We start from the raw sequence: 25,068 nt of genomic DNA, 5'->3' as shown, positions 1-25,068 counted from the left end.
GTTTATATTATTTCATAAAGGAATTGTCGTAATTCATCGGCATCCTCTTCGCTTATGCCGAATGCATATTCTAAATAGCCCTCTTCTTCAAGGTCATCATGGCCAATGATGGCAAACCGATTTCCCTGGATATTGAGGACAAGCTTTTTCCCAAAATGGCGGTTGGTTTTTACAATGGCTAAATCAAAACGGTTATTTTTCCCCATAAAACCGACAAAGCGTGTTTCGGACTCTTCTTTATCATCATACAAAAAGAAACGTTCCTCAGTCATTTTCTTCTCCTCCAAACGTAAAAATGCTTACTTTATCATAGCGTAATCCGACATTTCCTACAACAATATGCTAAACTATACAATAAGAACAATAAAGATAGGTGAAAAAAATGTATTTTGTAGACCGAAAAAAAATTGAACAAAAACTCCAATATATTGAAAAATTGACTGGTGATTTCGCCAATTTAGAAAGCGTGGGCACTTCTCTTGAACAATTAGCGTTAGAGCGGATTGGGCATTTGTTAATTGAGAGTATTCTGGATGTCGGCAATGGCATTATTGATGGGTTTATTATGAGAGATCCAGGAAGTTATGAGGACATTATAGATATTTTACATGATGAAAACGTCATTGATGAACAAGCGGAAAAAAGTTTAAAACAAATCATCGCTTTACGCAAATTATTAGTTCAAGATTTTTGTGAGATTGACCATGGTCAATTAATGCAAACGCTAAAAGAGAACCTTCATGCAGTATCCAGTTTCCCGGCAAACGTTCGCGAATATCTTGAAAATGAATTAGGGCCGGTTTCAGCCTTTTTGCCGGACGAAAAATAGGCAAGTGCGACTAAAGTTCGTACTTGTCTATTTTTTAAACATTTTTGTTTAATAATGTACTTTTTAAGGAAGTTACGTTAAAATAAAGGAAAGGAAGGTGATCGTATGATAAACAACACCTCGACACGTGATGAAATCATCAATATGCTAAAAAAGCAAAAGCGCTTGACTGTAACTGAAATGGCAAGTCAATTAGGAATAACAGAAATGGCGGTCCGCCGTCATTTAAATACATTGGAACGCGACCATCTTGTTCAAACGACTCTCGTTCGCCAGGCAATGGGCAGACCGCTTAATGTCTACCATTTAACCGATTTAGGGGATGAACAGTTCCCGAGAAATTATTCAGGCATTACGGTTGAGTTTCTTAAAGACATTGAAGCTTTAAAGGGAGAGGAAACGGTGAATGAGCTCTTCAGCCGCCGTGAACACCGTTTAAATGATAAATATAAAGAACGATTAGAGCATAAATCGTTCGAGGAAAAAGTCGCGGAACTCGCCGCGATTCAAAATGAAGCAGGCTATATGGTCGATTGGGAGAAAAAAGACGACGGCACGTTTGAACTGAAAGAATATAACTGTCCGATTGCGATGGTTGCAAAAGAGTATCAACAAGCATGTTCCTGTGAATTATCTCTGTTTAAAAAAATGCTTGGCACGGACAATATTGAAAGAAAAATATGTCTCGCTAAAGGCGGCGACTATTGTCACTATATTATTAAAAGAAACGAAAAAGAAGCTTAAAACTTTGTCCCGATTTGGGCAAAGTTTTTTTGTTTAACGGTGAAACTTTTTTGTCGCTTGAGTCGTAATTGTATAATGAAAAAAGAAACAAAACCTTGAGGAGGATTTTTAAATGGGTTTATTTAAACGATTAAGAGATGTAACACTTTCAAATGTTTATGCGCTAATTGAAAAAGCGGAAGATCCTGTGAAAATGCTGGATCAATATATTCGTGACATGGTAGAAGATTTAGAAGATGCGGAAAAAGCTGTTGCTGCCCAAATTGCCCTTGAAAAGAAATTTAAACTGCAATATGAAGAACAGAAGGCGCTTGTTGAAAAACGTGCAGAACAAGCAGAGATGGCGGTTCAAGCAGAAAAGCTTGACCTTGCCCGCCGCGCTTTGGAAGATAAGAAAGCTGCAACGCAAAAAATGGAAGAGTTTAAAGCGGCTTATGAACAAAATAAAGCTACGGCGGAAACGCTTCGTCAAAAGCTTGATGAAATGAGAAAACAAGTGACGGAAATGAAAAACAAGCGGGAAACGCTTGTTGCCAGAGCGAATGCCGCAAAAGCACAAACGCAAATCAATAAATCAATGGCTGAATTTAACGCCGATTCTGCAATGTCGGGGCTAAAGAGAATGGAAGAAAAAGTATTGCAAATGGAAGCTCAAGCAGATGCCTCCAATGAGTTTTATGCAAAAGGGAAATCGCTTGATGATGAATTTGCTGAGTTAAACAAAGATAAAGATATTGAGGACGAACTTGCGGCTCTTATGCAAAAACACCAAAAATAGAAAAATAACGAAGAAAATCCTGTGTTCGCATAGGATTTTCTTTCAACTTTTTTGCACGATTGGCTTATAATGTTTTTAAGGAGAGAAAAAAATGGGATTGTTCAATCGAATCAAAAATCTTGTTTCAAAACCGGAACCGCCTAAGCCAGAACGTACTGTGCTAGATCTAAGGGAAGGGGACATGGTAGAAGTTTCGTTAGTTACATATGAAGTCATTGGCTCCGTGAAAAATCACGCCCGCAAAGAGCAGATGGTAACCTTGAGAGATGGGAATGAACTTCGCTATTTGCATATGGAAGATCGGGAAACATTATCGTTTGCCCTCTATTCTACAATTAATGGCCGTCTCGATTCAATTCGTGAAGTCCCTTCTACAATTGAATTAGACGGAGTCGATTATTATTTAGAAGAAGAATACAATGGCCGGGTGATCGCCACGGGGAAAACGCCTTTTTCAATGGCCGGAGAACAATTCGTCTGGAGATTTCAGTCCGATCAAAGAAAGTTGTTGCGGATTGAATGGCAAGATGGCCGGTTTATGATGTATGAAGGCGAACCAACGATACGTGCGGATGTGCAAGTCGTCCGTGCGACGTAAATAAGGAGGAATTGATATTGAAACGTTTCTCCCTGCTTTTAAAGGTCGGAATTGCTACTATTTTAATGTTAAGCATTTTTTCCGGCTGCTCAAAATCGGATGAAATCAAAGCCCAATATCCACTTGTCTCGGTGAATAATAATGGGGATCAAACATCTTACGTCTATCGGGCAAAAAACCAGACGGTCCCGGAGACAGCCAAACAAATAACGGAAGACCGTAAGCCTGAACAAGTTTCTGAAGAAAATTCGGATCAAATGTTTATCGTTTATTCGGATGAACTTTACAATCTTCAAAAGGATCCGAAAAATCCAAACGATACGTTAATCGAAATCGATAATAAAGAATTTGTAAAAAACAATTATGATTCCTCTTTTCTAAAAGGATTTATTGCCGCGCAAATTTTAGATCATTTCTTTGATTTATTGGATCATTCCTACGGGAGCCACGGTGGATCGTACCACGGGTATGGGGATAGGGATGTTTACAAACCGAACGGATCGTATCATAAACCTACAGCAGCAGATAAAGAAAAGGCACCGCCTGTTACTGTATCAAAGAAAGGCTCCATCACTCGAAGAGGAAGCCATACTTCATCAGGAAGCAGCTCTACAAGCACTTCCGGGCATCAATCGAAGGGTAAAATCAATCGTTCACAATCTGATGATGGAGGGGGTTCATGGTTTCATCCGAAGAAAAACTCCCATCCGCGGACACACTATGGCGGTTATGGCAAAATAAAACGACGATGAAGAGGCACCAACACAAATGAAGTTGGTGTTCTTTTTGCATTTAGGAAAGTTTGTGGAAAACTTTTTTTGCGGTAATGGACATTTTTTCGTCACGGGAGTCAAAGCTGTTCAACAGAAGCGCTCTATAAGACAAAATTTAAGTGGGGAGAGGCAAAACTGTGCAATAGAAGCGCTCTATAAGACAAGATTCAAGTGAAGAGAGGCAAAACTGTCCAATAGAAAAGGTCTATAGGACAGTTCCCCGTCACGTTTCCCGAAATGGTCCTTTAGGGCTGATCTGCTGGGCATTTTTCCTGTCTCAGAAGTCTCGGCACCTGAATTTGTCTATCGCGCACTATTTCAATAAAGTCATGTTAAGCTTTTATGGTTAGACGGTCTTCTCATTCCAAAAACATTGACAACAATAACTCCGGATATAGCAATGACTCCTCCGATAATCGACAGCCATTCCGGCAATTCGCCGAGCCAAATCCATGCAATAAAGATAGCAAGCACGGGCTGGATGTACAACGAACTTGTTACAGAACTAGCATTCACTTTTGATAGAGCTACCGCCCAGGTGACATATCCGATCGCTGCGGGGAAAACGCCAATATAGACCGTGGCCAGAGTCGCCGGGGCGCTGGCATGCTGCATATCTAAGAAAAGCCGTGGCAGAAATACGAGCATTGGAATCGTGCCTGCCCATGTAAAATAAGCGGTCAATTCGATAGAACTATATTTCTTAAAAAGCGGTTTTTGAAAAACAAAAAAGATGGATGTAGAGACCGCTGAAAGCAATACCAACAGGGCACCCTTTGAAATTTCAATCGACGTTTCTCTCGCACCAAAAGTAATGAGAGAAATTCCGGCAAAGCCAATCAACAGACCGACCCAGCCGATGGGCAAAATTTTCTCTTTTAATATGAAAGCGGCAATAATGGCTGTGAAAACAGGGGCGGCACCAATTAATAAACTTGCCGTTCCAGCTGACACTGTTTTTTCTCCAAAGGCAAGTGATGTGTGGTAGACGCTAATTCCAATAAAGCCGAGTAAGAAGATTTTTAGAAAATCTTTTTTATTCGGTATTCGGAAAGGTTTCTTCGCAAATAGCGCATAAATAATGAAAAAAGCCGATGCGCTTAAATATCGGAGCAATACTAAGCTTCCAGGAGAATATCCTCCTGATAGTCCGGCACGAATTCCGGCAAAAGATGAAGACCAAAACAATAACGTAATTGCAACTGCTAACCAAGGATTCAATGGACTCATGCCCCCTAATGAAATGAAGTCTATGTACCATTTTCGGGCATGATTTAAAAATTTACAACTAATTTGTTTTGGAAATAAAGATGCCGGAGGAAATAGAATTTCACTTCGGCATCTTTTTATATTATACGAGCCCGAGCCCACGAACGATTTGATTGACTAAAAAAGTGACAATGATGGCTAACGATGTTGGCAGGATAAATGCGACGAACGTCCACTTCACACTCTTTGTTTCTTTGTAAATATTAATCAATGTCGTACCGCATGGATAATGAAGCAATGAAAAAAGCATCATGTTCAGTGCGGTAAGCCACGTCCAGCCATGACTTGTAAATATGTGGCTTAGCTCGCTCATGTTATCCACTTCTGTCAACGCACCTGTCGCCAGATATCCCATCAATAATGTCGGCAGAACCACTTCATTTGCAGGTAAGCCAAGAATGAATGCCATTAAAATAAATCCATCCAGTCCTATCGCTTTTGCAAATGGATCGAGGAAATGAACAACATACATTAAAATACTCGTATCACCAATATAAAGGTTGGCAAGCACCCATGTTAGCACTCCAGCGGGAGCGGCAACGATTACTGCACGTTTTAAAACGTATAAAGATTTATCAAGGGTAGCACGAACAATCGTATTTATAATTTTCGGTTTCCGGTAAGGAGGCAATTCCAGCGTATAATGGGTTGGGATGCCTTTTAACGCCGTTTTTGACAACACCCATGAGACAGTTAATGTCACAATGATTCCAAATACAACCATTAAGACAACCACAAGTGCTGTTATGAATGTCTTCATCCCTCCTGTAAAGCTAGCCGCCATAAAAAGAGAAGATAAGAGAATAAGAGTTGGCCATCTTCCGTTACACGGGACAAAATTATTTGTTAATATCGCAAGCATCCGCTCCCTTGGAGATTCAATAATCCGGGTAGACATGATGGCAGCCGCATTACAGCCAAATCCCATGGCCATCGTTAATGACTGTTTTCCGTGTGCCCCCGACTTTTTAAAAAGACGATCCATGTTAAAAGCTACTCTCGGCAAATAGCCGAAGTTTTCAAGTAAGGCGAAAACGGGGAAAAATATGGCCATTGGCGGAAGCATAACACTAACGACCCATGCCGTACCCCTGTAAAAACCTAAAACAAGAATGCCATAGAGCCATTCGGGGGCGTGGATTGCTTTGAAACCTGCCGTTAAATATCCTTCGATCCAATTGAAAAAGCTGGCGATCGCATCTGACGGAATGTTTGCGCCCGCAATTGTTAAATAAATGACGACCGCTAGCATTGCCAGCATAATCGGAAATCCCCAAATTGGGGACGTTAAAATTTTATCAAGTTTTTCAGAGCGCTGCAGTTTTTCTTTATTCGAATAGTGGACGACATCCTTGCAAATGGAATGGGTGGTTTGATAAATGCTGCTGACAATTTCTTCACGAACGTCCTGATCGGTTAAAGTTTGTGAGTATCCAAACAATTGTTCAATACTAGTGGCATGCTGAGTATCCATGAACAGCAACCTCCTTTTGGACGCCGTTTTGCCGTTTCTTTAGTGCATTGAGAAAGCTTTTGTCACCATCTAACAATCGTAAGGCCACCCAACGTGCAGGGAAAGCATCTCCGACTGCACGTTGAACAAGAGGCTCTAATTGTGCTATTTTTTCTTCGATATCATTACTGTAAGTGACTTGAATTGGGTTTGTCGCAATCTTTCCGTCGGCCATTTGATCAAGCGTTTCAAGCAGTTCATTAATTCCGGTTTTGTTTCGGGCTGAAATTTTTACGACGGGAACGCCAAGTTTTCTCGCTAATTTTCTTTCGTTAATTTCAATCCCTTTTTTCTTTGCTTCATCTATCAAATTAATGCAAACAATCACCCGGCTTGTCATCTCTAATACTTGAAGCGCTAAGTTCATGTTTCGCTCCAGCGCTGTTGCATCAAGAACAACAATGGTTACATCGGGACGTTCAAAAATGATATGATCGCGGGCGACTTCCTCATCGGCCGAATTCGAATAAAGGGAATACGTTCCCGGTAAATCAATAAGCGTGTAGTGTTTTTCTTTATAGTCCAATGCCCCTTCAGCATGTATAACCGTTTTCCCGGGCCAGTTGCCGGTATGTTGCCTTAGCCCTGTTAACAAATTAAATAACGTACTTTTTCCGGTGTTTGGATTTCCGGCTAATGCAATTCTGAAATTACTCATGCGCTTCACTCCTGATTAATGATCCGGTTATCAAAAGGCTTTCTTCTTTTCTTAATGCGATCGTCGTATTGCTTACACGATAGGCAACTGGATCACCTAATGGGCTCTTTTGTAGCACCTCTACTACTGCTCCGGGGATAAACCCGAGGTCCAGCAATCGCCTTTTTAAAGGACCTTCTAACTGAATTTTGTTTATTTGAAACATTTCACCTGTTTTCACTTGAGATAAGGGAATGCTGTTAGATAAGCCCATAATAGTTTTATACCCCCTATTGTTTTGTTTCTAGTCGATTATTTTGCCTCAGTGCAACTTTTAGTTTATATTCATTTTATGAGGTAAACATCTAAGTTGTCAATTAAAAAAAATAAATTTTTCTAAAAATTGTCTTTATCTATTTGACAATGAGAGCGACACTATTTAATATGAATACATACTCATATATAAACGAGGTGTTGAAAGTGGAGCATAAAGAGCAAAATGAATGCAACCATTATAAAGGGCTTGATGAAGAAACATTATTTATGGTTTCACAAACCTTTAAAGCCCTCTCTGATCCAACGCGAATCCGCATTTTGCACCTCTTGTCGACGAGAGAGTGTTCGGTCAATGAGATAACCGGAGAACTATCATTGATGCAATCAACGGTTTCCCATCAGCTTCGTTTTTTAAAAAATTTACGGTTAGTGAAATTCAGAAGAGAAGGAACAAGCCTTTATTATTCTATTGACGATGAACATGTCATTACACTATTAAATCAAATGATCCATCATGTGAATCATGATTAAAAAGAACTGACGGCTTTTTTAAGCCTTCAGTTCTTTTTTGGTTGACAATTTATACCTATTTTTGTATAAATAAAAGTAAGTTATTCAACCAACTAACTTGAAGGGAGAAGCTTTATGGGGAAACCAAATGTTGTTTCAAAGAAAGACCTGATTAACTCGGCAAAAGAATGCATTGTTAAAATGGGAATTGAAAAACTCACGTTAAAAGCGGTTGCTAACGGAGCTAATGTAACCCAGGGGACTGTTTATTATCATTTTCGATCAAAGGAACAATTATTGCTTGAAATTGTTCGAGATGTTTGTAAATCTTCCTGGGAATCGTTAGACAAAACCAATCAGTCTAAACAAAATTTAATAACCGAATCCTTAAAATCAGCCCGAAGTAGAACTACAGCTAATTCTTTCTATCATCAGTTATTTCTTTCTTTAATTGTAAAAAGCTTTACCAATGAAAAAATTAAAACCGAACTTGGAGAGCTACTGGATTATGAAAATCAATCTATTGAAAGTATTTTTATGGACCGGCAATTAAAGTCTCCAATTGAAGGAGTTTCAATAAAAACATGGGCAATTCTGCTCAATGCTTTAATTGATGGACTTGCGATACAAGCGTTAACATCAAACCATTTTTCTGAAGAGGATATTTATAACGAATTAGAACTAATTTTGCGGGAGTTATTTATTGGGTAAAAAAAATTAAAGGGAGGAAGGCATATGTTTACACAAAAACTTGGATTAGCGGTTTTATTTTCATTGATGGTTTGGTTTGGTGCTACCCTTTTTTTTCTCTTTTTCGGTGATTCAGTTCTCGTAATAATTGAAGATAAGCGTTTTCTAACCCGGTTCGTCATTCTTGAAGCTATTACGGCGTTTCTGTTAGCAACAGTCGTTTTGATTTACAAAAAACTTGATAAAACTTCATATGCAGGCATTAAGTTTGGAATTTTTGGAACGGTTATAGGTTTATTTCTAGATACTTTCACAGTGTGGAATCACAATATTTTCTTTCCCCATTTATCGGAAGGGCAATTCATTTCATTTATCATTTGGATGATTTTTGCTTATGTTTTGTATTTGCTTATTCCATTTCTATTTGAAATAAGAAAAGAAAAAAGGCCCTTGGCTTAGATTCAAGGGCTATCTTTCATTTAGGCTTTAAATCGCAGAAGACGCATACTGTTTAAAATGACAATAAGGGCTGCTCCGGTATCGCTCAATACTGCAATCCATAACGTGAGATAATCCGGGTAAATGAGGGCTAAGGCGGTAAGCTTAGTGAAAAGTGAAAACCAGATGTTTTGCTTGATGATCGTCATCGCTTTTCTGCTTAATTGAATCGCATGAGGCAGTTTTTCTAAATGGTCAGCCATTAGAACAATGTCTGCTGTTTCAATGGCTGTATCGGTCCCGGCTCCGCCCATAGCGATTCCGAGGTCAGCAGTTGCAAGAGCGGGAGCATCATTAATCCCATCTCCAACCATTCCGACAACTGTTCCATCTTTTCTTAGTTGATTGATCTTTGCTACTTTATCCTCAGGCAGTAATTCAGCAAAATATCGGTTCACTAGTGCCTCTTTAGCGATTTTTTTCGCCGTTCCTTCATTATCCCCGGTTAGCATCACGATTTCCGCCATGCCTATTTCTTTTAACCGCTTTAAGGCATAAGCTGAACTTTCCCTGACTTGGTCTGATACAGCGATAAGCCCGAGAATTTTCGTTCGGGTACCGATAAGGACAACAGTATGGCCTTCTTGCTGGAATTCTTCAAAAAGGACTTTAACATTTTGGAGAGAAAGGTTCATTTCTGCAAAAAGCTTTTCATTTCCGGCAAAATAGTCAATACCATTGATGGTTGCCGTTGCACCTTTTCCTGGAATCGCTTGATACGCCTCACCTCTTAAACCGATGATATTTCGTTTTTCCGCATGTTCAATAATTGCTTTTGCAATCGGGTGTTTCGATTGTTCCTCGATGGTCCGTGCAATCGAAAGCAAATCTTTTTCTGCCACTTCCGCCAATACGTTGACGGAACAAACTGTCGGCTTGCCTTTCGTTAATGTTCCGGTTTTGTCAAAAGCGACAACATTTAACTTACCGGCAGTTTCAAGAGCGGTTCCGCCTTTTATTAATATCCCTTTCTTTGCCGCATTTCCGATGGCAGAAACGATCGCAACCGGAGTGGATATTACAAGAGCGCAAGGACAAGCGATAACCAATAGCTCCAGCCCTTTATAAAGCCACTCATTCCATGAACCAACGTTCAATAAAGGAGGGATGATCATCGTAAAGATGGCTAGCAGAAATACAATTGGAGTATAAATGGCAGCAAACCGGTCAACAAAAGCTTGTGATTTTGCTTTTTTCTCCTGTGCTTCTTCAACTAAATGGATGATCCGTGATAAAGTCGTATCATTTGCTGATGAAATCACTTTTACTTCGAGCGCACCGCTTTCATTTACGGTTCCAGCATATACGGCATCTCCTTCTTTTTTATCGACTGGAACGGATTCACCCGTAATAGGCGCTTGATTAACGCTCGATTCTCCATTAAGAATGGTTCCGTCAAGAGGAATCCGTTCACCTGGTTTAACGACGATCGTTTCCCCGACTTTAATCGCTTCAATCGATTGTTGAACAAGTCCTCTTGCTGTTTTCAGCCAGGCTTGTGGTGGAGTGAGGTCCATTAAGTCACGAATAGATGAGCGTGTTTTATCAATGGATTTGTTTTGCAATATATTGCCAATGGCAAACAACCAGACGATCGACGCTCCTTCTAACCACTCACCTAGAATTGCTGCCCCTATAGCAGCGATTGCCATCAAGACATTCATATCGAGTGAACGGCTTTTTAATGCATAATAAGCGCTTTTTGCAGGTTTTGCACCGCTGATTACGATTGCAAGCCCGTAAAAAATGTCCGTTGTAAATTGAGATAAACCTGTATGGGATAAAATATAACCACATGCAATGAAAAGACCTGCCAATAAAGCCGCAACATTACCTTTTGCAGTTGAAGTGGAAGGCAGTGATTTTTGACCTGTAAGCAATTGGCCGGTATACCCTGCTTTTTTAATTTCCTTTTGAATGGATTCTGGCGGTAAACTATGGGCAATTTTCATTTTTCCTGTAGAAAAGTGAACTTGAACCTTTTGGACAGAAGGGAGATTCGCCATATGCTTTTCTAATGATGCAGCGCATGAGGAACAATCCATCCCTTCGATTCGGTAAATTTGATCATTTGTATCTTGATGCAAAGGCTTATCTTTTTTGTGTAGCATTTTACTTCATTCCCTTCCATTGGTAGCAGGAAAACAGATTAATATTTAATATATGATTATATATTCATATATTAAAAAGAAGGTGACAATTTGTAAAGAGAAAATTCGAAATTTATGAATGGTTTTTGGTACAATAGCTAGAGTTAATAAGAAGGGGTAGTGAAATATGAAATCATATAAAGGCTATTTAATTGATTTAGATGGTACGATGTATCGCGGAAAGGAAAGGATTGAGGCTGCCGTTCATTTTGTGAAGAGATTGAAACAAAGAGGGTTGCCTTATTTGTTTGTGACGAACAATTCTTCAAAAACGAAAGAACAAGTGACAGAGACTTTAACAAGCTTTAGCATCCCGGCAACACCAGACAATGTATTTACGAGCAGTATGGCAACAGCGGAGTATATGGAAAAAAAGCATCCAAATGCACGCGTATATTGTATTGGGGAAGAAGGGCTCAAGCAAGCGTTACTTGAAAAAGGATTCAAGCTAACCGAAGACCATCCCGAATTTGTCGTCATGGGGATTGATCGTTCGATTACATACGAGAAGCTCGCCATTGCCTGTCTTGCTGTAAGAGAAGGAGCAACCTTTTTATCAACGAATGGCGATATTGCCCTTCCAACCGAACGTGGATTGTTGCCAGGGAATGGTTCTTTGACATCGGTGGTTGCTGTTTCAACCGAAGTCAAGCCAACGTTTATAGGAAAACCGGAACCGATTATCATGGAAATGGCATTAGAAAAGATTGGCACGAATAAAGAGGAGACATTGATGATTGGGGACAATTATCAAACGGATATTTTGGCCGGTATCAACTCGGGGCTGGATACATTGCTCGTACATACTGGTGTAACGACCAAACAACATCTTGAAAAAGTTGAAGTACATCCAACGTATGTGGTCGACAGCTTAGATGATTGGGCACTATAAAAACAAAATTAGAATAACGGGAAACCCGCAAGTAAGGGTCTCCCGTCATATTTCATCTTTCGCCGCGCGATGAGCAAGCCGGCTAGATGCGGCCGCCGCAATGGCGCCAACAATGTCATCAAGGAAGGTATGGACTTTGCCCGTCGATTTATCATTTAACTTCTCTAAAATTCCGGGTTTTTGTTTATCGATAAAACCATAGTTTGTAAACCCAATCGATCCGTAAATGTTGACGATCGATAACGCGATCGTTTCGTCAATTCCGTACAAACCTTCATCTTTTTCGAGAATGGCTTGCAAAGGATCGGGCAATTTTTTTTGTTCTGCCAGAACATCTAATTGAACTCCCGTAAGGATTGCGTTTTGGACTTCACGTTTTGCAATGACTCTTTCCACATTTTCACGACATACATCCATCGTAAGATCAGGGTGATAGGCTACTTGAAGGAAATAGACAAGTTCTGCAATATCATCAATTGTTACGCCACGTTCCACAAGGAGTTTGCGGGCGGCCTCCTCTATTTTTGCCACTCTTTTTTGTTCCATTGCTTGATCTCCTTTATCGTCTTAATTTTGTATAGTATATGAAATACCTTAAAAGATATGAACAACACCTTTTTTTAATGTAAAACTAAGTATAACAAGAAAGGCGTTCAAGTCATAGACTGTAGTAATTGAAGATTTGGGGTGATGTCATGTTAGAGAGGGATATTTTTCATCATTACCAGTTATATTGTGAAGAGACACAAATGATAAGAGGATTTCGATCGTTTATTTCAAATGGTGAACACTATCTTATTGTCCCGCAAAGAGCTATAACGCAAAACCGGATTCAAGAAATTATTCATATGAGCGAATTTTTGAAATACGTTGGGGAAGAAGGCATCGCGGAACTTTATCCGACGTTAACTAGTCAGCCAAATGCCTATATTGAAGGTGATCCTGTTTTGCTTTTTCGAATTCCAAAATCCACTTCAGGATCAAGAAAACATGCTTCTTTAGGGATAGAATTGGCGAACTTTCATGAGAGGGGAAAAGAGTACCCGGCTTATTCCACAGAAAGTTTTCTTTTTGGTCAATGGGCAGAGCTCTGGATGAAACGGGTGGAAGAGACAAAAGCCCGATATAACCAGGTTAAGGAAAAAACAGAGAAAAATGATTTTGATGAGCTTTTTTTAACTACTTTTCCTTATTACGAAGGCCTTTCCGAAAATGCGATTCAATATATGGTTGATCATCACATTGATAACGGGCCATTCAGTTTAAGTGCACCTTCCATTTGCCATGACCGTTTTACTGAGCAGTCGTGGATTCCGCTTGAGGAGGCTGAAAGTGGTTTTGTAAAACTTCCTACGAGCTGGGTAGTGGATCACCCGATGAGAGATTTAGCAGAATATATTCGTTCGCGCATCTATGATCAAGACTATCGTTCAGAGAGCTTGCTTCAGTTTTTAGATGATTATGAACGAATCAGTCCGATTACGAAAGAATCATGGCGGTTGCTTTATGGAAGGCTACTTTTCCCGGTTCATTATTATGAAATGATTGAAGCGCATTACAATAATGAACGAGACATCGGCAAAGAACTTTATATGCAGCGATTTTTCGAGTATATAAATGCCGAAGACCGAAATGAACGATTTCTTCGCTCTTTTTTCCCAACGATTGGCTTGCCTGTTGATCAATTGAATATTCCTGTAGTCGATTGGTTGATCGATCCCGCGCTTTCAACATAAAAAGCGCGTTTTTTTTGTATATAAAGGGTTTACATGAGAGAATAAAAGAAAAAACGGGAGGGACTACGATGAAGCCATATGTATTTATTACGCGAAAAATTCCCGAACAAGCCTTACATACGTTAAAAGAAGTAGCGGAAATTAAAATGTGGGAAAAAGATGATGAAGCGGTACCAGAAGAGATTCTTCTTTCTGAAGCAAAAAAGGCAGATGGTTTGTTGACAATGGTCTCTGATCGAATTGATGAAGAGGTGCTAAAGCAGGCTGAAAACTTAAAGGTTGTTGCAAATATGGCAGTTGGTTTTGACAATATCGATGTAAAAGCGGCAACAAGGCATAATGTGGTGATTTGCAACACTCCAGATGTGCTTACCGATACGACCGCCGATTTAACATTTGCTTTAATGATGGCTGTTGGACGAAGATTGATGGAAGCGGCAGATTATATCAAGAATGGAAAATGGGTGAGCTGGAGCCCGCTTCTTCTTGCCGGTACCGATATTCATCATAAAACGATGGGCATCGTTGGAATGGGGAGAATTGGTGAAGCTGTGGCAAGGCGGGCGAAAGGCTTTGAGATGAAAGTTCTTTACCATAACCGTAACCGAAAACCTGACGTTGAAGAAAAACTTGGCGCAGAGTATCGATCATTTGAAGACTTGCTTTCTGAAAGTGATTTTGTTGTGAATTTAACGCCACTGTCTAATGAAACGAAGCATCTTTTCAATTCAAGGGCATTCACATTAATGAAAAAAAGCTCCTTTTTTATTAATGCAAGCCGGGGAGCGATTGTCGATGAAAAGGCTCTTATCGAAGCGTTAGAACAGGGAAGAATCGCCGGAGCAGGACTTGACGTATTTGAGAAAGAACCGATTTCCTTCGACCATCCACTCTTGAAATTTCACAACGTGGTTGCCCTGCCGCATATCGGAAGCGCGAGCATGGAAACACGCTTGCAAATGGCGGAACTGGCGGCTAATAATATTGCTGCAATCTTGCAAAATAAAAAACCGAAGGCAGTCGTCAACGATGAATTGCTTTAAATCAAGAATACGAAAACAGGCGCAGTCCGCCTGTTTTTATTTTTTTTTTAATAACCCCTTGTTTAAAAAACAGTTTAGGTCTATAATGTCCATTATATAAAAACAAATGTATTTTCTAAGTAGACAAAGGGGATGGAGAGAGATGAGAGAGAGCGTTTCTGTTGGACTTTTAGGACTTGGAACAGTTGGAAGCGGAGTTATTCGAATGATTGAAGGCCATCAAGAAGAACTGCAACACCGCGTTGGCTGTCCCGTTCATATAGAAAAGGTGTTGGTTCAGAGCCTCAATAAAGAGCGGCTTGTCCCCATTAACCGCTCGTTATTAACGGATCAAGTCGATGATATCGTAAACAATCCAAATGTTGATATTGTCATCGAAGTTATGGGCGGAATCGAAGAAACGAAAAAATATATTTTACAAGCTTTAAAAAATAAAAAACATGTCGTTACGGCGAACAAAGATTTAATGGCATTGTATGGCGGGGAATTATTAGAGGCGGCGTTAGAAAATGGCTGTGATTTGTTTTATGAAGCGAGCGTTGCCGGAGGCATTCCAATTATTAGATCCCTTGTCGACGGTCTTGCTTCAGACCGGATTAAAAAATTAATGGGGATTGTTAATGGTACGACAAATTATATTTTAACTAAAATGGATCAAGAAGGCCGCGATTACAATGACGTATTGCAGGAAGCACAGGCGTTAGGTTTTGCCGAAGCTGACCCGACCTCTGATGTAGAAGGGCTGGATGCGGCCCGGAAAATGGCAATACTTTCGACGCTTGGCTTTTCAATGAAAATCAATTTAGAAGATGTTTCGGTTGAAGGAATATCGGGGGTCACAAGAGAAGATATTGAATACGGTAACCAGTTCGGCTATAAAATGAAGCTCGTTGGACTGGCGCAAAAAGACAATGGGAAAGTGGAGGTAAGTGTCGGGCCGACATTTATTCCAAAATCTCATCCGCTGGCCTCCGTCAATAACGAATACAATGCAGTGTACGTTTATGGCGAGGCAGTTGGCGAGACGATGTTTTACGGACCGGGAGCCGGACAGCTTCCTACAGCTACTGCAGTTGTTTCCGACCTCGTCGCATCCATTCAAAACATGAGGCTTGGCGTCAATGGGAAACATTCTATTACACCACAGTTTGACAAAAGCTTAAAATCGCCAGAGGAAATGAAATCCAAATTTTTCTATCGTATTCATGTTAAGGATGAGCAAGGCGCGCTTTCACAAATTACGACGCTATTTGCTGAATATAATTTAAGCCTTAAGCAATTATTGCAAAATCAGCTTCCAAAAGAAGGCTTGGCGGAGATCGTCATTATTACACATCAAGCTAGTAAGAAGGATGATGAAGCCGTTTATAACCGCTTACGGGATTTATCAGTCGTTCATGAAATTAAAAGCCACTATCGGGTAGAAGGAGAATAAGACAATGAGCTGGAAAGGATTATTGAAACAATACAAAAACTTTTTGCCAATCACTGAACAAACACCTGAACTTTCCCTTCATGAAGGAAATACTCCTCTTATTCAATTAAAGTCTTTATCGAACGAATGGGGAATTGACGCTTATGTCAAATATGAAGGAGCCAATCCTACAGGTTCATTTAAAGACCGGGGGATGGTCATGGCCGTAGCGAAGGCGATCGAAGAAGGAAGCGATACGATTATTTGTGCATCTACTGGAAATACTTCCGCGGCTGCAGCTGCGTACGCGGCAAGAGCCGGCCTCCGCTGTATGATCGTCATTCCGGATGGAAAGATCGCTTTAGGCAAGCTGGCTCAGGCGAAAATGTACGGCGCAGAAATTTTTGCGATTAAAGGGAATTTTGATGATGCGTTAAAAATGGTTCGAGCCATAAGCGAAACAGAACCGTTAACCCTGGTTAATTCAGTCAATCCTTTTCGGCTCGAAGGTCAAAAAACAGCAGCTTTTGAAATTGTGGATGTTCTTGGCAAAGCGCCGGATATACTTGCGATTCCGGTCGGCAATGCGGGAAATATTTCTGCTTATTGGAAAGGCTTTAAAGAATATAACAGCCACCTGCAATCGGGACTACCGAAAATGCATGGGTTTCAGGCTGAAGGATCAGCAGCAATCGTTCGAAACGAAGTCATTGAAAATCCGGAAACGATCGCAACAGCTATCCGCATTGGAAATCCAGCAAGTTGGCATTTAGCTGTTGATGCTGCAAAAGAATCAGATGGTCGTTTTGAAAGCGTAACGGATGAAGAGATTTTGGAAGCTTACCAGCTCTTAGCCAGAACTGAAGGAGTATTTGCAGAACCCGCTTCATGCGCTTCCATTGCCGGGATCATGAAGCAAGTAAAAAACGGTGTAATTCCGAAAGGCGCAACAGTAGTCGCTGTCTTAACCGGAAACGGCTTAAAAGATCCAAATGTCGCCCTCGATAGCGTAAAAATTGATCCTGTTATTCTTCCAAATGATGAAAAAGTGTTGAAAGAAACCATTAGAAGAGGAGTGCTCCAATGAGTTTCTCTCCATTTACAGTCAAAGTTCCGGGGAGCACCGCAAATTTAGGGCCAGGGTTTGATTCGGTTGGTCTTGCGATTAATCGGTATTTAACCATGCATGTATCCCCTGCAAATGAATTTAAATTTAAAGGGGTTTCCGATGGGCTTGAACAAATTCCGCAGGGGGAAGATAATCTTGTTTATCAAGCCGCGTCATTTGTGGCAAAAAAATTCAAAAAAGAACTTCCATTTTTCCATGTTGAAATGTCAAGCGAATTGCCGCTTGAGAGAGGAATGGGAAGCAGTGCCGCAGCCATCGTTGGCGGCATTGAAATTGCTAATACGCTACTGGCACTTTCGCTTGCCAAAAAGGAAAAAGCCCATTATGCATCGATGATTGAAGGCCATCCTGATAATGTAGCCGCCTCTGTTTACGGCGGGTTGATCATTGCCCTGTATGATGGACTGGAGACGGAAATTGTCCATGTTCCTACCCCTTCCGCAGGGATGATACTAATGGTTCCGAAACATCCGCTTAATACGGAGCACGCGCGCAGCTTGCTGCCTAAAGAGTTGAAGTTTCAAGAGGCTGTTAAGGCAAGTGCAGTAAGCAATGTCTTGATCGCTGCGATTTTACAAGATGATTGGAAAAAAGCAGGGCGAATGATGGACCAGGATCAATTTCACCAACCGTATCGAGAAAATTTAATCCCTCATTTTCATCAAATTCGAAAAAGAGGAAAAGAATTAGGATGTTACGGGGTTGCAATTAGCGGCGCAGGCCCGTCAATTGTTTGTTTTGCTCCTGGTGAAATCTTGGCAAAAGTGAGCCAGCAATTTAAACAACAATTTCCTGACTTTACGCCGTTAATCGTTGTGCCGGATAAACAAGGAGTTTCTGTTCAAGATCAAAATTATTTGCTTTCTAAATCGATTTAATATAAAAAAACGAGGCGGATTTACTCCACCTCGTTTTTCCTTAGAATACTTGTTCTAACTCGACTACGCCCGGCACTTCTTCAAGAAGGGCACGCTCGATACCAGCTTTAAGTGTAATTGTGGAACTCGGGCAGCTACCGCATGCACCCATTAAACGGACTTTAACCACTCCATCTTCAATATCCACTAATTCAACGTCTCCTCCATCACGAAGAAGGAACGGACGCAATTTATCAAGAACTTCTTCAACTTGTTCACGCATTGTTGTATCTGACATTTTATCGCTCCTTTTCTTTCACAACTTACTTATATTATACTGATTATACTTCAAAAAATCCACGTCCTTGCCTGAATTTCTTCCTTTCCATCCTTCACGAAGATCGGCTACAATAGTTATTAAGAAGGCGCAAAAGTTAGAGGTGAAAAATGTGGAGCGTAAAGAAGTAACAATTAAAATTTATGGTGCTGAACAAAAATGTCCAAGCTGTGTAAATTTACCTTCATCGAAAGAAACGATGGAATGGCTGGAGGCAGCCATCTCCAGGAAATTTCCCGATCAACCGTTTTCAATCCACTATATTGATATCGAGGAACCGCAGCAAGGAGAAGACCGGCAATTTGTTGAACGCATAATGGAAGAAGACTTATTTTATCCTGTCGTTTTGATTGATGGTGAAATCGTAGCCGAAGGAAATCCGCGATTGAAAAGCATCTACAGCATAATGGAACAAAACGGATATATTTCCCAAAATTAAAAAGCCCGGTATGGGCTTTTTAATTTTGGTATTTATACAACCATAAGATTCCAGATTTTAAAAGCCGCGGGACTCGTCCAATAAGAGCTGTATTTCCCATGCTTCCAAATCCGCTTTTTTTACCGAGAGATCCCATGATCCCTTTTAGCTTAAATTCAGGCAATTCTGGGATCGGTTCATTCTTCCATTTCTTTTGCAAAACGAGTGCAATTTGTTCCCCCTGTACCTCAGCAAGTTGAGCGCTAGGTGAAAATGGGAGGCTCGCACAATCCCCTACGACATATACATGCTCGTCATTTGGCAAATGGTGATGGGGCGATAAAATTACACGGCCGCTATTATCTTTTTCAACATCAAGGGCGCGAACAAGCTTATTTGGCTGAATGCCTGCCGTCCAAACGATGGCATCACAATGAGTAGGCTCATCATGGTTGTAAAGCGTATTTTTTTCGACTTTTGTAATGTTGGAGTTATTAATGACTTCAACTCCATGTTCAATAAACCAATTTTGAACATAATGGCTCATTTTCTTTTTGAAAGCGGAAAGAATGATTTCGCCTCTGTCATATAATTTGATGTGCAAGTCAGGCCGGCTTTCGCGAAGCTCACTCGCTATTTCTACGCCGCTAAGTCCGGCGCCTACCACTCCGACAATGGATTTCGGCGGCAGATTGTTCAACACCTGGTACGTCTGACGGGCATTGTCCACGGTTTGGATGCTTAATGTATATTCATCCGCTCCAGGAACGTTATGATACTTATCCTCACAGCCGAGACCAATAACTAAATCATCGTAAGATATCGGCGCCTGGCCTTCCACATGGACTTGCTTATTCTCTAAGTCAATTCCAGTAATCTCCCCATAAACAACGTTTAACTTCGAATGTTCAGGGAAGGGAATACGAATATGATGATCTGAGATGGTACCAGCAGCAAGAGCATAATACTCTGTCTTTAAACAATGGTAAGGCAGTCGGTCAATCAATGTTATTTGCAGATCATCCGGCAAATCAGATGCTTGAAATAGGCGCTTTAAAATACGCATATTGCCATATCCGCCGCCAAGTAAAACTAAGTGTTTCATGTGTCATTTCCCCTTCTCTTTGATGGATCAAAAATCATTCAGGGGGCAAAATCCCAACCTAAATAAAAATCCGCACTTAAATAAGTCTCCTCTTCTATTTAAGATAAGGAAACCATTTCGCAATTATTCATTCATAGTATAGCACTTTCACCCCTTTTCACAAAACGTTTTTGTCGAAAATTTGCTGGAACACAAAAATTCCCATGGCGTGATAAAAATATATTTTAGTTGACTGCTGAAATTTGAAAGGATAGGATAAGTTAAGTGAAGAGGTGAAAAAGATGAAGCCGATTATTGAATTTTGTGTCAGCAATTTGGCCAATGGCTCACAAAAAGCATTAGAAAAATTGGAGCAAGATTACGATTTAGATGTGATTGAGTACGGTTGTCTCGGCTATTGCGGCCAATGCGCACGTTCGTTGTTTGCTCTTGTCAATGGCGAAGTGGTTCGAGGCGATACGGCTGATCAGCTCATTGAAAATATATATCAATATTTGGAAGAAAACCCGATGTTTTAAAAAGCATCATCGAACGAAATCGATGATGCTTTTATTCATATTTAATATGAGTATCTTTTAAGCATTGGGCGAAGTCGTGTATATAACAGAACGAATAAGATCGTAATGAGGAGCCCTTTTATAATATTAAATGGCGCAATGCCCACAAGAACTAAATTTAGCATCGCCTGTGATGACATTTGCGGCGCATGCAAGAACCACGTATAAGCCGGAAGGATGACGGCATAATTGAGAATTCCCATTAAAAGCGTCATTAAAATCGTGCCTGTTACGAGTCCCATTGACAAACTTTTTGTCGTTCTATTTTTCTTAAATAAAAAGCTAGCCGGAACGATAAATGCTGTACCCGCAATGAAATTTGCCATTTGATCGATGGGCACTCCTGTCAGGCTGTTTTGAAGACAATAATGAAGCAAGTTTTTGATTGCTTCAACTACAATGCCTGATCCTGGTCCAAAAAGTACGGCCGCAAGCAAGGCGGGTACCTCGCTGAAATCAATTTGCAAGTATTTTGGAAAACCAGGCAATGGAAAATCAAATGCCATTAAGACATAGGCGATGCCGCTTAACATCGAAACGGCGATCATTCGGTACACTTTCCCTTTGTGCATGTTTGAAATCTCTCCTTTGTGCATTTAAGCGCCATCTTTGATTTCAAGTATGCAGTGCATCCCAGGTAAAGAAACTCCCTTAGCAATGGGCGCTAAGGGAGTTTCTTGTAGGCATCATCAATAAACATTTTAATTAAAAAATGCAATACTAAACAAAGGCTTTTATTTAAAGAAAAACAAAAGCTGATGCACCGACATCTTCTCCCATCCAGACTATACTGTCGGCTCTGGAATTTCACCAGATCAGCCAAGTAATCACTAAACTACTTGGGTCGCGGGCTGATGAAGAGGGAATCTTCAATTACCGCCGGTGGGGAATTTCACCCCGCCCTGAAGATGAATCGCTAAATTGTATTTGATTACAAAATTCATTATACTTGATAAAATAAAAAATGTGAACAAAAACACATATATGATGGGAGAAACGTTATGTCTACGTTCGAATATACATGGCCTTACGAGAAGATGATGGATGATATTTATATTAATGAATGCCCTTTTTGCAAAAGTGGAAACGTATTGACCAATATGAAGCAAGAAGATCTTGAACTTGCGAAAGAAGGGATTAAACGTCTGCTTGTTATGCCATGTTGCCGCGAAAAACTGGTGATCTTAAAAGCGGATGACGATTATTTTTGGACAGAAGAAAAATTAAGAGAAAGATAGGGGAAGCGGATATGGGATCATTTCGTTTTACAAAAATGCACGGTCTTGGGAACAACTATATTTATGTAAATGCGTTTAATGAAAACATTGAAGAGGAACGCTTGTCCGAACTGGCAGTGAAAGTCGCCAATGTTCATACAGGCATTGGATCAGACGGATTGATTTTAATTTGTCCGTCTAAAGCCGCGCCTGTCAAAATGCGCATTTTTAACAACGATGGATCAGAGGCAAAAAATTGCGGAAATGGCCTGCGCTGTGTAGCCAAATACGCTTATGAAAATGGGCTGGTAAAGGATACGACGTTCTTGATTGAAACACTTGGTGGTCTTGTGACAGCAACCGTTCATGTGGAAGGAGGAACCGTCCGTACGGTAACCGTTAATATGGGAGAACCGCATCTTGCACAAAAAGAGATCCCTTTATTAAATGGTTCGGATCAGCCGTTTATCCATCAACCGGTTACTTTTGCAAATGAAAAACTGTATATGACAGCCGTTTCAATGGGGAACCCTCATGCCGTCTTTTTTGTCGATCATATTGAAGATGCTCCATTAACGACACTAGGACCGATTATAGAAAAAGATAACATGTTTCCTGAAGGAGTGAATGTAGAATTTATTGAGATGGTCAGCAGCAATGAACTTCATTTCCGCGTATGGGAAAGGGGTTCGGGTGTGACACAAGCATGTGGAACGGGAGCATGCGCGGCCGTTGTTGCAGCCATTCTTAATGAGAAAGCAAGAAGAAATGAAGAAATTACCGTTCACCTGGCTGGAGGTGACCTGATCATTAATTGGACGGATGAAGGGGAAGTCTTTATGACAGGACCTGCGGAAGTGATATGCGAAGGAAAATTTTACTATTAAAAAAATCCCCTCTAAAGGGGATTTTTTTAACCTTTGCCCAATATTGCTAAGAGTCCTTTGTAGATGAGGACAGCGGCAAAAACAATGACTACGATGATTGCAATAATTTTAAGGGCAGGGGCAAAGATGGCAAGAAAAGTGCCGCCTAACGGAAGATTTAATAAAAAGTAGCCGGCAAATAAGGCAGCAAGAAAAGTAAGAATACTATTTGATATCGCATTTCCCTCCAAACGTTATGCGTATACTTTATATATATGTACATGCACAACAAAAGGGCTTAAAAATACGAAAAATGGTCAGACACCTAAAAATGTCTGACCAAAAAGGATTAATATTCTTTAATAATGTTATAGAACGTGTCACGCTCTACCGGTTTTTTGCCGGCGGTTTTGATTAAATGAATCAATTCTTTCCGTGTAATCCCCTGTGAGGATAGTGCACCAACGGAGTGTGAAATGCGTTCTTCCACAAGCGTGCCGTGAATATCATCGGAACCAAATGTCAAAGCCATTTGCGTCAATTGAACACCGATGTTGATCCAATATGCTTTAATATGATCAAAATTATCAAGCATGAGTCGGCTAATGGCAATTGTTCGTAAATCATCATAGGCTGATGTCCGGCGATTTAAACCGGCATTAATTGAACGCGGTTGCATGGCGAGTGGAATAAACACCATAAAGCCATTCGTCCGGTCTTGAAGCTGGCGAACACGGTCCATGTGAATTAGCCGTTCTTCCTTCGTTTCGATCGAACCGTATAACATAGTCGAGTGAGTCCTAAGTCCGAGGCTATGGGCTGTTTCGTGTGCTTCAAGCCATTGGTCGGTAGACGCTTTATCCGGACTCATTTTCTCGCGATAGCGCTCTGTAAGAATTTCCGCTCCGCCTCCAGTTAATGAGCTTAGCCCTGCTTTAATTAACTCTTCCAATACTTCTTTCATTGATATGCCGGCAAGACGTGAGAAAAATTCAATTTCGGCACCGGTATATGCTTTAACGGTCACATTCGGATAATGCTTTTTAAGCAAACGAACGGTATTGACATAATAATCGAATGGAACTTCATTGTTATGGCCGCCAACGATATGGAACTCGCGTATGTTATCATTCCAGCGTTTTTCTACATACTCAAGAAGTTGCTCATCGTTCATCGTATAAGCGCCCTCTTCTCCTGGCTTACGCTTAAAACCACAAAAGCTACATGTTGCCTCACAGACGTTCGTCGGGTTAATGTACAGGTTTTCAATGAAATAAACGTTATCCCCGTTTTTGCGTAAATTTACTTCGTTTGCCAGCTGGGCTACGCTTAAAAGGTCAGGTGTTTCATATAAGTATAAACCGTCTTCTATCGACAACCGCTCTCCGTGTCGAACTTTTTCGGCAATCTCTTCCATTTTTGTGTCTTTTGTTATTATAGACATGCTCTCTTCCCCCGTTTCTAATCATACGCTCTATCAAGTGAAACTTGCATAACGCAATTTATAAAGTGAAAATGCCTCCTTATACGGCAAAATGCTTCCTATATTATAAGCCCAATTTTAGAGGACGACAAGGAATGAACCTTATTTCAAGGTTTTGGCATTTATTTTTACCGTAAAGAAAAACTAATTATATGGTAAGAAGTTCAATAACTTGTGGATTAATGAGATGCTTTGTATACTAAAAATAAGGGAAACCTTCAATGAAGGAGTGAAAATCATGATTGTCAATTTAACAGAAGCGGCAGTAAGCCGAGTGAAAGAAATGATGGCGGCTGAAGAGGAAAACGGGCTATTTCTCCGTGTAGGCGTAAAAGGAGGAGGTTGCAGCGGATTATCATATGGCATGGGATTCGATAAAGAAATCCATGAAGGGGACCATGAGGAAGATTTTGACGGTCTTAAAGTTGTAATTGATCAAGACAGCGCGAAAATATTAAAAGGAACGACGATTGATTTTAAACAGAACATGATGGGCGGGGGCTTCACGATCGACAACCCGAACGCTATCGCTTCATGCGGCTGTGGTTCTTCTTTCCGCACAGCAACAAATGCCGGTACGCCGGAAGAGTGTTAAAAATAAAACCTTCTTAAACGACCTCGTTTAAGAAGGTTTTATTGCTTGGGGAAAACTTTTGGTGGTCGAGGACTTTTTTCTAGTCACGGAGGCTGATTTTGTCCATAAGTGACTCTATAGGAAAATTTTTTCATCCGGGGTCCCGATTTTGTCC

At 40.5% G+C, this 25,068-nt stretch carries 30 protein-coding genes and 1 riboswitch; of the genes, 19 read left to right on the top strand and 11 right to left on the bottom strand.

The features are described from left to right. Positions 1-2 precede the first annotated feature (2 nt). The gene (locus WD019_RS17735; RefSeq protein WP_425712336.1) at positions 3-272 is read right to left on the bottom strand and encodes a DUF3055 domain-containing protein; all 270 of its coding nucleotides are present in this window, start codon (positions 270-272) and stop codon (positions 3-5) included. 110 nt (positions 273-382) lie between these two features. On the opposite strand from WD019_RS17735, the gene WD019_RS17730 reads away from it, so the two are divergent. The 5 genes from WD019_RS17730 (at position 383) to WD019_RS17710 (ending at position 3,701) form a co-directional block, all read left to right on the top strand. Continuing rightward, positions 383-829 (top strand): DUF86 domain-containing protein, encoded by a 447-nt coding sequence (locus tag WD019_RS17730; protein WP_425712335.1) that lies wholly within the window; start codon positions 383-385, stop codon positions 827-829. A 105-nt stretch (positions 830-934) separates the two neighbouring features. Beyond that, on the top strand, positions 935-1,573 hold the full coding sequence (locus WD019_RS17725) for a helix-turn-helix transcriptional regulator (RefSeq protein WP_425712334.1): 639 nt from the start codon (positions 935-937) through the stop codon (positions 1,571-1,573). Positions 1,574-1,685: 112 nt separating this feature from the next. Next, positions 1,686-2,351, top strand: coding sequence for a PspA/IM30 family protein (locus WD019_RS17720; protein ID WP_026677874.1), 666 nt, complete (start codon positions 1,686-1,688; stop codon positions 2,349-2,351). A 91-nt stretch (positions 2,352-2,442) separates the two neighbouring features. After that, positions 2,443-2,949, top strand: coding sequence for a DUF4178 domain-containing protein (locus tag WD019_RS17715; RefSeq protein WP_425712333.1), 507 nt, complete (start codon positions 2,443-2,445; stop codon positions 2,947-2,949). Between the two features lie 17 nt (positions 2,950-2,966). Then, the gene (locus WD019_RS17710) at positions 2,967-3,701 is read left to right on the top strand and encodes a DUF4247 domain-containing protein (protein ID WP_026678466.1); all 735 of its coding nucleotides are present in this window, start codon (positions 2,967-2,969) and stop codon (positions 3,699-3,701) included. 348 nt (positions 3,702-4,049) lie between these two features. Here the strand turns inward: WD019_RS17710 and WD019_RS17705 are convergent, their stop codons facing one another. The 4 genes from WD019_RS17705 to WD019_RS17690 form a co-directional block, all read right to left on the bottom strand. Next, positions 4,050-4,943, bottom strand: a complete 894-nt coding sequence (locus WD019_RS17705) for a DMT family transporter (protein WP_425712332.1) — start codon at positions 4,941-4,943, stop codon at positions 4,050-4,052. A gap of 130 nt (positions 4,944-5,073) precedes the next feature. Then, positions 5,074-6,465 carry a nucleoside recognition domain-containing protein gene (locus WD019_RS17700; protein ID WP_425712331.1) on the bottom strand — a complete coding sequence of 464 codons (1,392 nt, stop codon included), beginning with the start codon at positions 6,463-6,465 and terminating at the stop codon, positions 5,074-5,076. After that, on the bottom strand, positions 6,443-7,162 hold the full coding sequence (locus tag WD019_RS17695; protein WP_425712330.1) for a FeoB small GTPase domain-containing protein: 720 nt from the start codon (positions 7,160-7,162) through the stop codon (positions 6,443-6,445). Before WD019_RS17695 ends, WD019_RS17700 begins: the two co-directional genes overlap by 23 nt. Continuing rightward, positions 7,155-7,415, bottom strand: a complete 261-nt coding sequence (locus tag WD019_RS17690; RefSeq protein ID WP_026678471.1) for a FeoA family protein — start codon at positions 7,413-7,415, stop codon at positions 7,155-7,157. Before WD019_RS17690 ends, WD019_RS17695 begins: the two co-directional genes overlap by 8 nt. Before the next feature lie 269 nt (positions 7,416-7,684). Here WD019_RS17690 and WD019_RS17685 point away from each other — a divergent pair, with 269 nt between their 5' ends. From WD019_RS17685 to WD019_RS17675, 3 genes are all read left to right on the top strand, one after another. Next, on the top strand, positions 7,685-7,948 hold the full coding sequence (locus WD019_RS17685; protein WP_051291518.1) for an ArsR/SmtB family transcription factor: 264 nt from the start codon (positions 7,685-7,687) through the stop codon (positions 7,946-7,948). A 114-nt stretch (positions 7,949-8,062) separates the two neighbouring features. Then, positions 8,063-8,638 carry a TetR/AcrR family transcriptional regulator gene (locus tag WD019_RS17680; RefSeq protein WP_026678473.1) on the top strand — a complete coding sequence of 192 codons (576 nt, stop codon included), beginning with the start codon at positions 8,063-8,065 and terminating at the stop codon, positions 8,636-8,638. A gap of 24 nt (positions 8,639-8,662) precedes the next feature. Next, positions 8,663-9,076 (top strand): DUF5367 family protein, encoded by a 414-nt coding sequence (locus WD019_RS17675; protein WP_026678474.1) that lies wholly within the window; start codon positions 8,663-8,665, stop codon positions 9,074-9,076. Positions 9,077-9,096: 20 nt separating this feature from the next. Here WD019_RS17675 and WD019_RS17670 read toward each other — a convergent pair whose 3' ends face one another. Continuing rightward, the gene (locus tag WD019_RS17670; protein WP_425712329.1) at positions 9,097-11,226 is read right to left on the bottom strand and encodes a heavy metal translocating P-type ATPase; all 2,130 of its coding nucleotides are present in this window, start codon (positions 11,224-11,226) and stop codon (positions 9,097-9,099) included. A gap of 166 nt (positions 11,227-11,392) precedes the next feature. On the opposite strand from WD019_RS17670, the gene WD019_RS17665 reads away from it, so the two are divergent. Beyond that, positions 11,393-12,157: a TIGR01457 family HAD-type hydrolase gene (locus WD019_RS17665; protein WP_026678475.1), complete on the top strand. Its 765-nt coding sequence runs from the start codon at positions 11,393-11,395 to the stop codon at positions 12,155-12,157. A 45-nt stretch (positions 12,158-12,202) separates the two neighbouring features. Here the strand turns inward: WD019_RS17665 and WD019_RS17660 are convergent, their stop codons facing one another. Then, complete coding sequence (locus WD019_RS17660; RefSeq protein ID WP_425712328.1) at positions 12,203-12,703, bottom strand: phosphatidylglycerophosphatase A family protein; 501 nt, start codon at positions 12,701-12,703, stop codon at positions 12,203-12,205. Between the two features lie 149 nt (positions 12,704-12,852). On the opposite strand from WD019_RS17660, the gene yutH reads away from it, so the two are divergent. From yutH to thrB, 5 genes are all read left to right on the top strand, one after another. After that, positions 12,853-13,893: a spore coat putative kinase YutH gene (gene yutH, locus WD019_RS17655; RefSeq protein WP_026678477.1), complete on the top strand. Its 1,041-nt coding sequence runs from the start codon at positions 12,853-12,855 to the stop codon at positions 13,891-13,893. Positions 13,894-13,961: 68 nt separating this feature from the next. Next, entirely contained in the window at positions 13,962-14,936 is a 975-nt protein-coding gene (locus tag WD019_RS17650; RefSeq protein ID WP_425712327.1) for a 2-hydroxyacid dehydrogenase, read from the top strand. Positions 14,937-15,078: 142 nt separating this feature from the next. Next, positions 15,079-16,371 (top strand): homoserine dehydrogenase, encoded by a 1,293-nt coding sequence (locus WD019_RS17645; protein WP_026678479.1) that lies wholly within the window; start codon positions 15,079-15,081, stop codon positions 16,369-16,371. 4 nt (positions 16,372-16,375) lie between these two features. Beyond that, positions 16,376-17,437 (top strand): threonine synthase, encoded by a 1,062-nt coding sequence (gene thrC / locus WD019_RS17640; protein ID WP_425712326.1) that lies wholly within the window; start codon positions 16,376-16,378, stop codon positions 17,435-17,437. After that, a complete protein-coding gene (thrB, locus tag WD019_RS17635; protein WP_026678481.1) occupies positions 17,434-18,357 on the top strand; it encodes a homoserine kinase in 924 nt (307 codons plus the stop codon). The genes thrC and thrB overlap by 4 nt, the downstream gene beginning before the upstream one ends. A 40-nt stretch (positions 18,358-18,397) precedes the next feature. On the opposite strand, the gene WD019_RS17630 is transcribed toward thrB, so the two are convergent. Further along, entirely contained in the window at positions 18,398-18,634 is a 237-nt protein-coding gene (locus WD019_RS17630) for a NifU family protein (protein WP_026678482.1), read from the bottom strand. Between the two features lie 151 nt (positions 18,635-18,785). Between WD019_RS17630 and WD019_RS17625 the strand changes: the two genes are divergently transcribed. Then, on the top strand, positions 18,786-19,112 hold the full coding sequence (locus WD019_RS17625) for a YuzD family protein (protein ID WP_026678483.1): 327 nt from the start codon (positions 18,786-18,788) through the stop codon (positions 19,110-19,112). A 19-nt stretch (positions 19,113-19,131) separates the two neighbouring features. Here the strand turns inward: WD019_RS17625 and WD019_RS17620 are convergent, their stop codons facing one another. Beyond that, on the bottom strand, positions 19,132-20,196 hold the full coding sequence (locus WD019_RS17620) for an NAD(P)/FAD-dependent oxidoreductase (protein WP_425712325.1): 1,065 nt from the start codon (positions 20,194-20,196) through the stop codon (positions 19,132-19,134). A gap of 281 nt (positions 20,197-20,477) precedes the next feature. Here WD019_RS17620 and WD019_RS17615 point away from each other — a divergent pair, with 281 nt between their 5' ends. Next, a complete protein-coding gene (locus WD019_RS17615) occupies positions 20,478-20,714 on the top strand; it encodes a YuzB family protein (protein WP_026678485.1) in 237 nt (78 codons plus the stop codon). A gap of 41 nt (positions 20,715-20,755) precedes the next feature. Here the strand turns inward: WD019_RS17615 and WD019_RS17610 are convergent, their stop codons facing one another. Beyond that, positions 20,756-21,325 (bottom strand): ECF transporter S component, encoded by a 570-nt coding sequence (locus tag WD019_RS17610; RefSeq protein WP_026678486.1) that lies wholly within the window; start codon positions 21,323-21,325, stop codon positions 20,756-20,758. A 192-nt stretch (positions 21,326-21,517) separates the two neighbouring features. Next, a riboswitch (FMN riboswitch) is annotated at positions 21,518-21,667 on the bottom strand. An 87-nt stretch (positions 21,668-21,754) separates the two neighbouring features. Between WD019_RS17610 and WD019_RS17605 the strand changes: the two genes are divergently transcribed. Next, positions 21,755-21,991, top strand: coding sequence for a hypothetical protein (locus WD019_RS17605; protein WP_026678487.1), 237 nt, complete (start codon positions 21,755-21,757; stop codon positions 21,989-21,991). Between the two features lie 11 nt (positions 21,992-22,002). Next, positions 22,003-22,857: a diaminopimelate epimerase gene (dapF, locus tag WD019_RS17600; RefSeq protein WP_425712324.1), complete on the top strand. Its 855-nt coding sequence runs from the start codon at positions 22,003-22,005 to the stop codon at positions 22,855-22,857. A gap of 328 nt (positions 22,858-23,185) precedes the next feature. Here dapF and mqnE read toward each other — a convergent pair whose 3' ends face one another. Further along, complete coding sequence (gene mqnE, locus WD019_RS17595; protein WP_026678779.1) at positions 23,186-24,280, bottom strand: aminofutalosine synthase MqnE; 1,095 nt, start codon at positions 24,278-24,280, stop codon at positions 23,186-23,188. Between the two features lie 277 nt (positions 24,281-24,557). Between mqnE and WD019_RS17590 the strand changes: the two genes are divergently transcribed. After that, positions 24,558-24,914 (top strand): HesB/IscA family protein, encoded by a 357-nt coding sequence (locus tag WD019_RS17590; protein WP_425712323.1) that lies wholly within the window; start codon positions 24,558-24,560, stop codon positions 24,912-24,914. The last annotated feature ends 154 nt before the right edge of the window (positions 24,915-25,068 follow it).

Source organism: Fictibacillus sp. Mic-4, assembly GCF_049843615.1.
In the GTDB taxonomy this organism is placed as follows: Bacteria; Bacillota; Bacilli; order Bacillales; family Fictibacillaceae; genus Fictibacillus_A; species Fictibacillus_A gelatini.
This window is presented reverse-complemented; position numbering and strand designations above follow the sequence as displayed.

Bases quoted from the DNA above. Each gene is read 5' to 3' on its own strand.
- WD019_RS17645 (WP_026678479.1), top strand. From the start codon at position 15,079: ATGAGAGAGAGCGTTTCTGTTGGACTTTTAGGACTTGGAACAGTTGGA.
- WD019_RS17690 (WP_026678471.1), bottom strand. From the start codon at position 7,415: ATGGGCTTATCTAACAGCATTCCCTTATCTCAAGTGAAAACAGGTGAA.
- WD019_RS17700 (WP_425712331.1), bottom strand. From the start codon at position 6,465: ATGGATACTCAGCATGCCACTAGTATTGAACAATTGTTTGGATACTCA.
- mqnE (WP_026678779.1), bottom strand. From the start codon at position 24,280: ATGTCTATAATAACAAAAGACACAAAAATGGAAGAGATTGCCGAAAAA.
- WD019_RS17615 (WP_026678485.1), top strand. From the start codon at position 20,478: ATGAAGCCGATTATTGAATTTTGTGTCAGCAATTTGGCCAATGGCTCA.
- WD019_RS17720 (WP_026677874.1), top strand. From the start codon at position 1,686: ATGGGTTTATTTAAACGATTAAGAGATGTAACACTTTCAAATGTTTAT.
- WD019_RS17670 (WP_425712329.1), bottom strand. From the start codon at position 11,226: ATGCTACACAAAAAAGATAAGCCTTTGCATCAAGATACAAATGATCAA.
- WD019_RS17735 (WP_425712336.1), bottom strand. From the start codon at position 272: ATGACTGAGGAACGTTTCTTTTTGTATGATGATAAAGAAGAGTCCGAA.
- WD019_RS17620 (WP_425712325.1), bottom strand. From the start codon at position 20,196: ATGAAACACTTAGTTTTACTTGGCGGCGGATATGGCAATATGCGTATT.
- WD019_RS17650 (WP_425712327.1), top strand. From the start codon at position 13,962: ATGAAGCCATATGTATTTATTACGCGAAAAATTCCCGAACAAGCCTTA.
- WD019_RS17590 (WP_425712323.1), top strand. From the start codon at position 24,558: ATGATTGTCAATTTAACAGAAGCGGCAGTAAGCCGAGTGAAAGAAATG.
- WD019_RS17680 (WP_026678473.1), top strand. From the start codon at position 8,063: ATGGGGAAACCAAATGTTGTTTCAAAGAAAGACCTGATTAACTCGGCA.
- thrC (WP_425712326.1), top strand. From the start codon at position 16,376: ATGAGCTGGAAAGGATTATTGAAACAATACAAAAACTTTTTGCCAATC.
- WD019_RS17730 (WP_425712335.1), top strand. From the start codon at position 383: ATGTATTTTGTAGACCGAAAAAAAATTGAACAAAAACTCCAATATATT.
- WD019_RS17660 (WP_425712328.1), bottom strand. From the start codon at position 12,703: ATGGAACAAAAAAGAGTGGCAAAAATAGAGGAGGCCGCCCGCAAACTC.
- yutH (WP_026678477.1), top strand. From the start codon at position 12,853: ATGTTAGAGAGGGATATTTTTCATCATTACCAGTTATATTGTGAAGAG.
- WD019_RS17630 (WP_026678482.1), bottom strand. From the start codon at position 18,634: ATGTCAGATACAACAATGCGTGAACAAGTTGAAGAAGTTCTTGATAAA.
- WD019_RS17715 (WP_425712333.1), top strand. From the start codon at position 2,443: ATGGGATTGTTCAATCGAATCAAAAATCTTGTTTCAAAACCGGAACCG.
- WD019_RS17605 (WP_026678487.1), top strand. From the start codon at position 21,755: ATGTCTACGTTCGAATATACATGGCCTTACGAGAAGATGATGGATGAT.
- WD019_RS17685 (WP_051291518.1), top strand. From the start codon at position 7,685: ATGGTTTCACAAACCTTTAAAGCCCTCTCTGATCCAACGCGAATCCGC.
- WD019_RS17665 (WP_026678475.1), top strand. From the start codon at position 11,393: ATGAAATCATATAAAGGCTATTTAATTGATTTAGATGGTACGATGTAT.
- WD019_RS17610 (WP_026678486.1), bottom strand. From the start codon at position 21,325: ATGCACAAAGGGAAAGTGTACCGAATGATCGCCGTTTCGATGTTAAGC.
- WD019_RS17725 (WP_425712334.1), top strand. From the start codon at position 935: ATGATAAACAACACCTCGACACGTGATGAAATCATCAATATGCTAAAA.
- WD019_RS17675 (WP_026678474.1), top strand. From the start codon at position 8,663: ATGTTTACACAAAAACTTGGATTAGCGGTTTTATTTTCATTGATGGTT.
- WD019_RS17695 (WP_425712330.1), bottom strand. From the start codon at position 7,162: ATGAGTAATTTCAGAATTGCATTAGCCGGAAATCCAAACACCGGAAAA.
- thrB (WP_026678481.1), top strand. From the start codon at position 17,434: ATGAGTTTCTCTCCATTTACAGTCAAAGTTCCGGGGAGCACCGCAAAT.
- dapF (WP_425712324.1), top strand. From the start codon at position 22,003: ATGGGATCATTTCGTTTTACAAAAATGCACGGTCTTGGGAACAACTAT.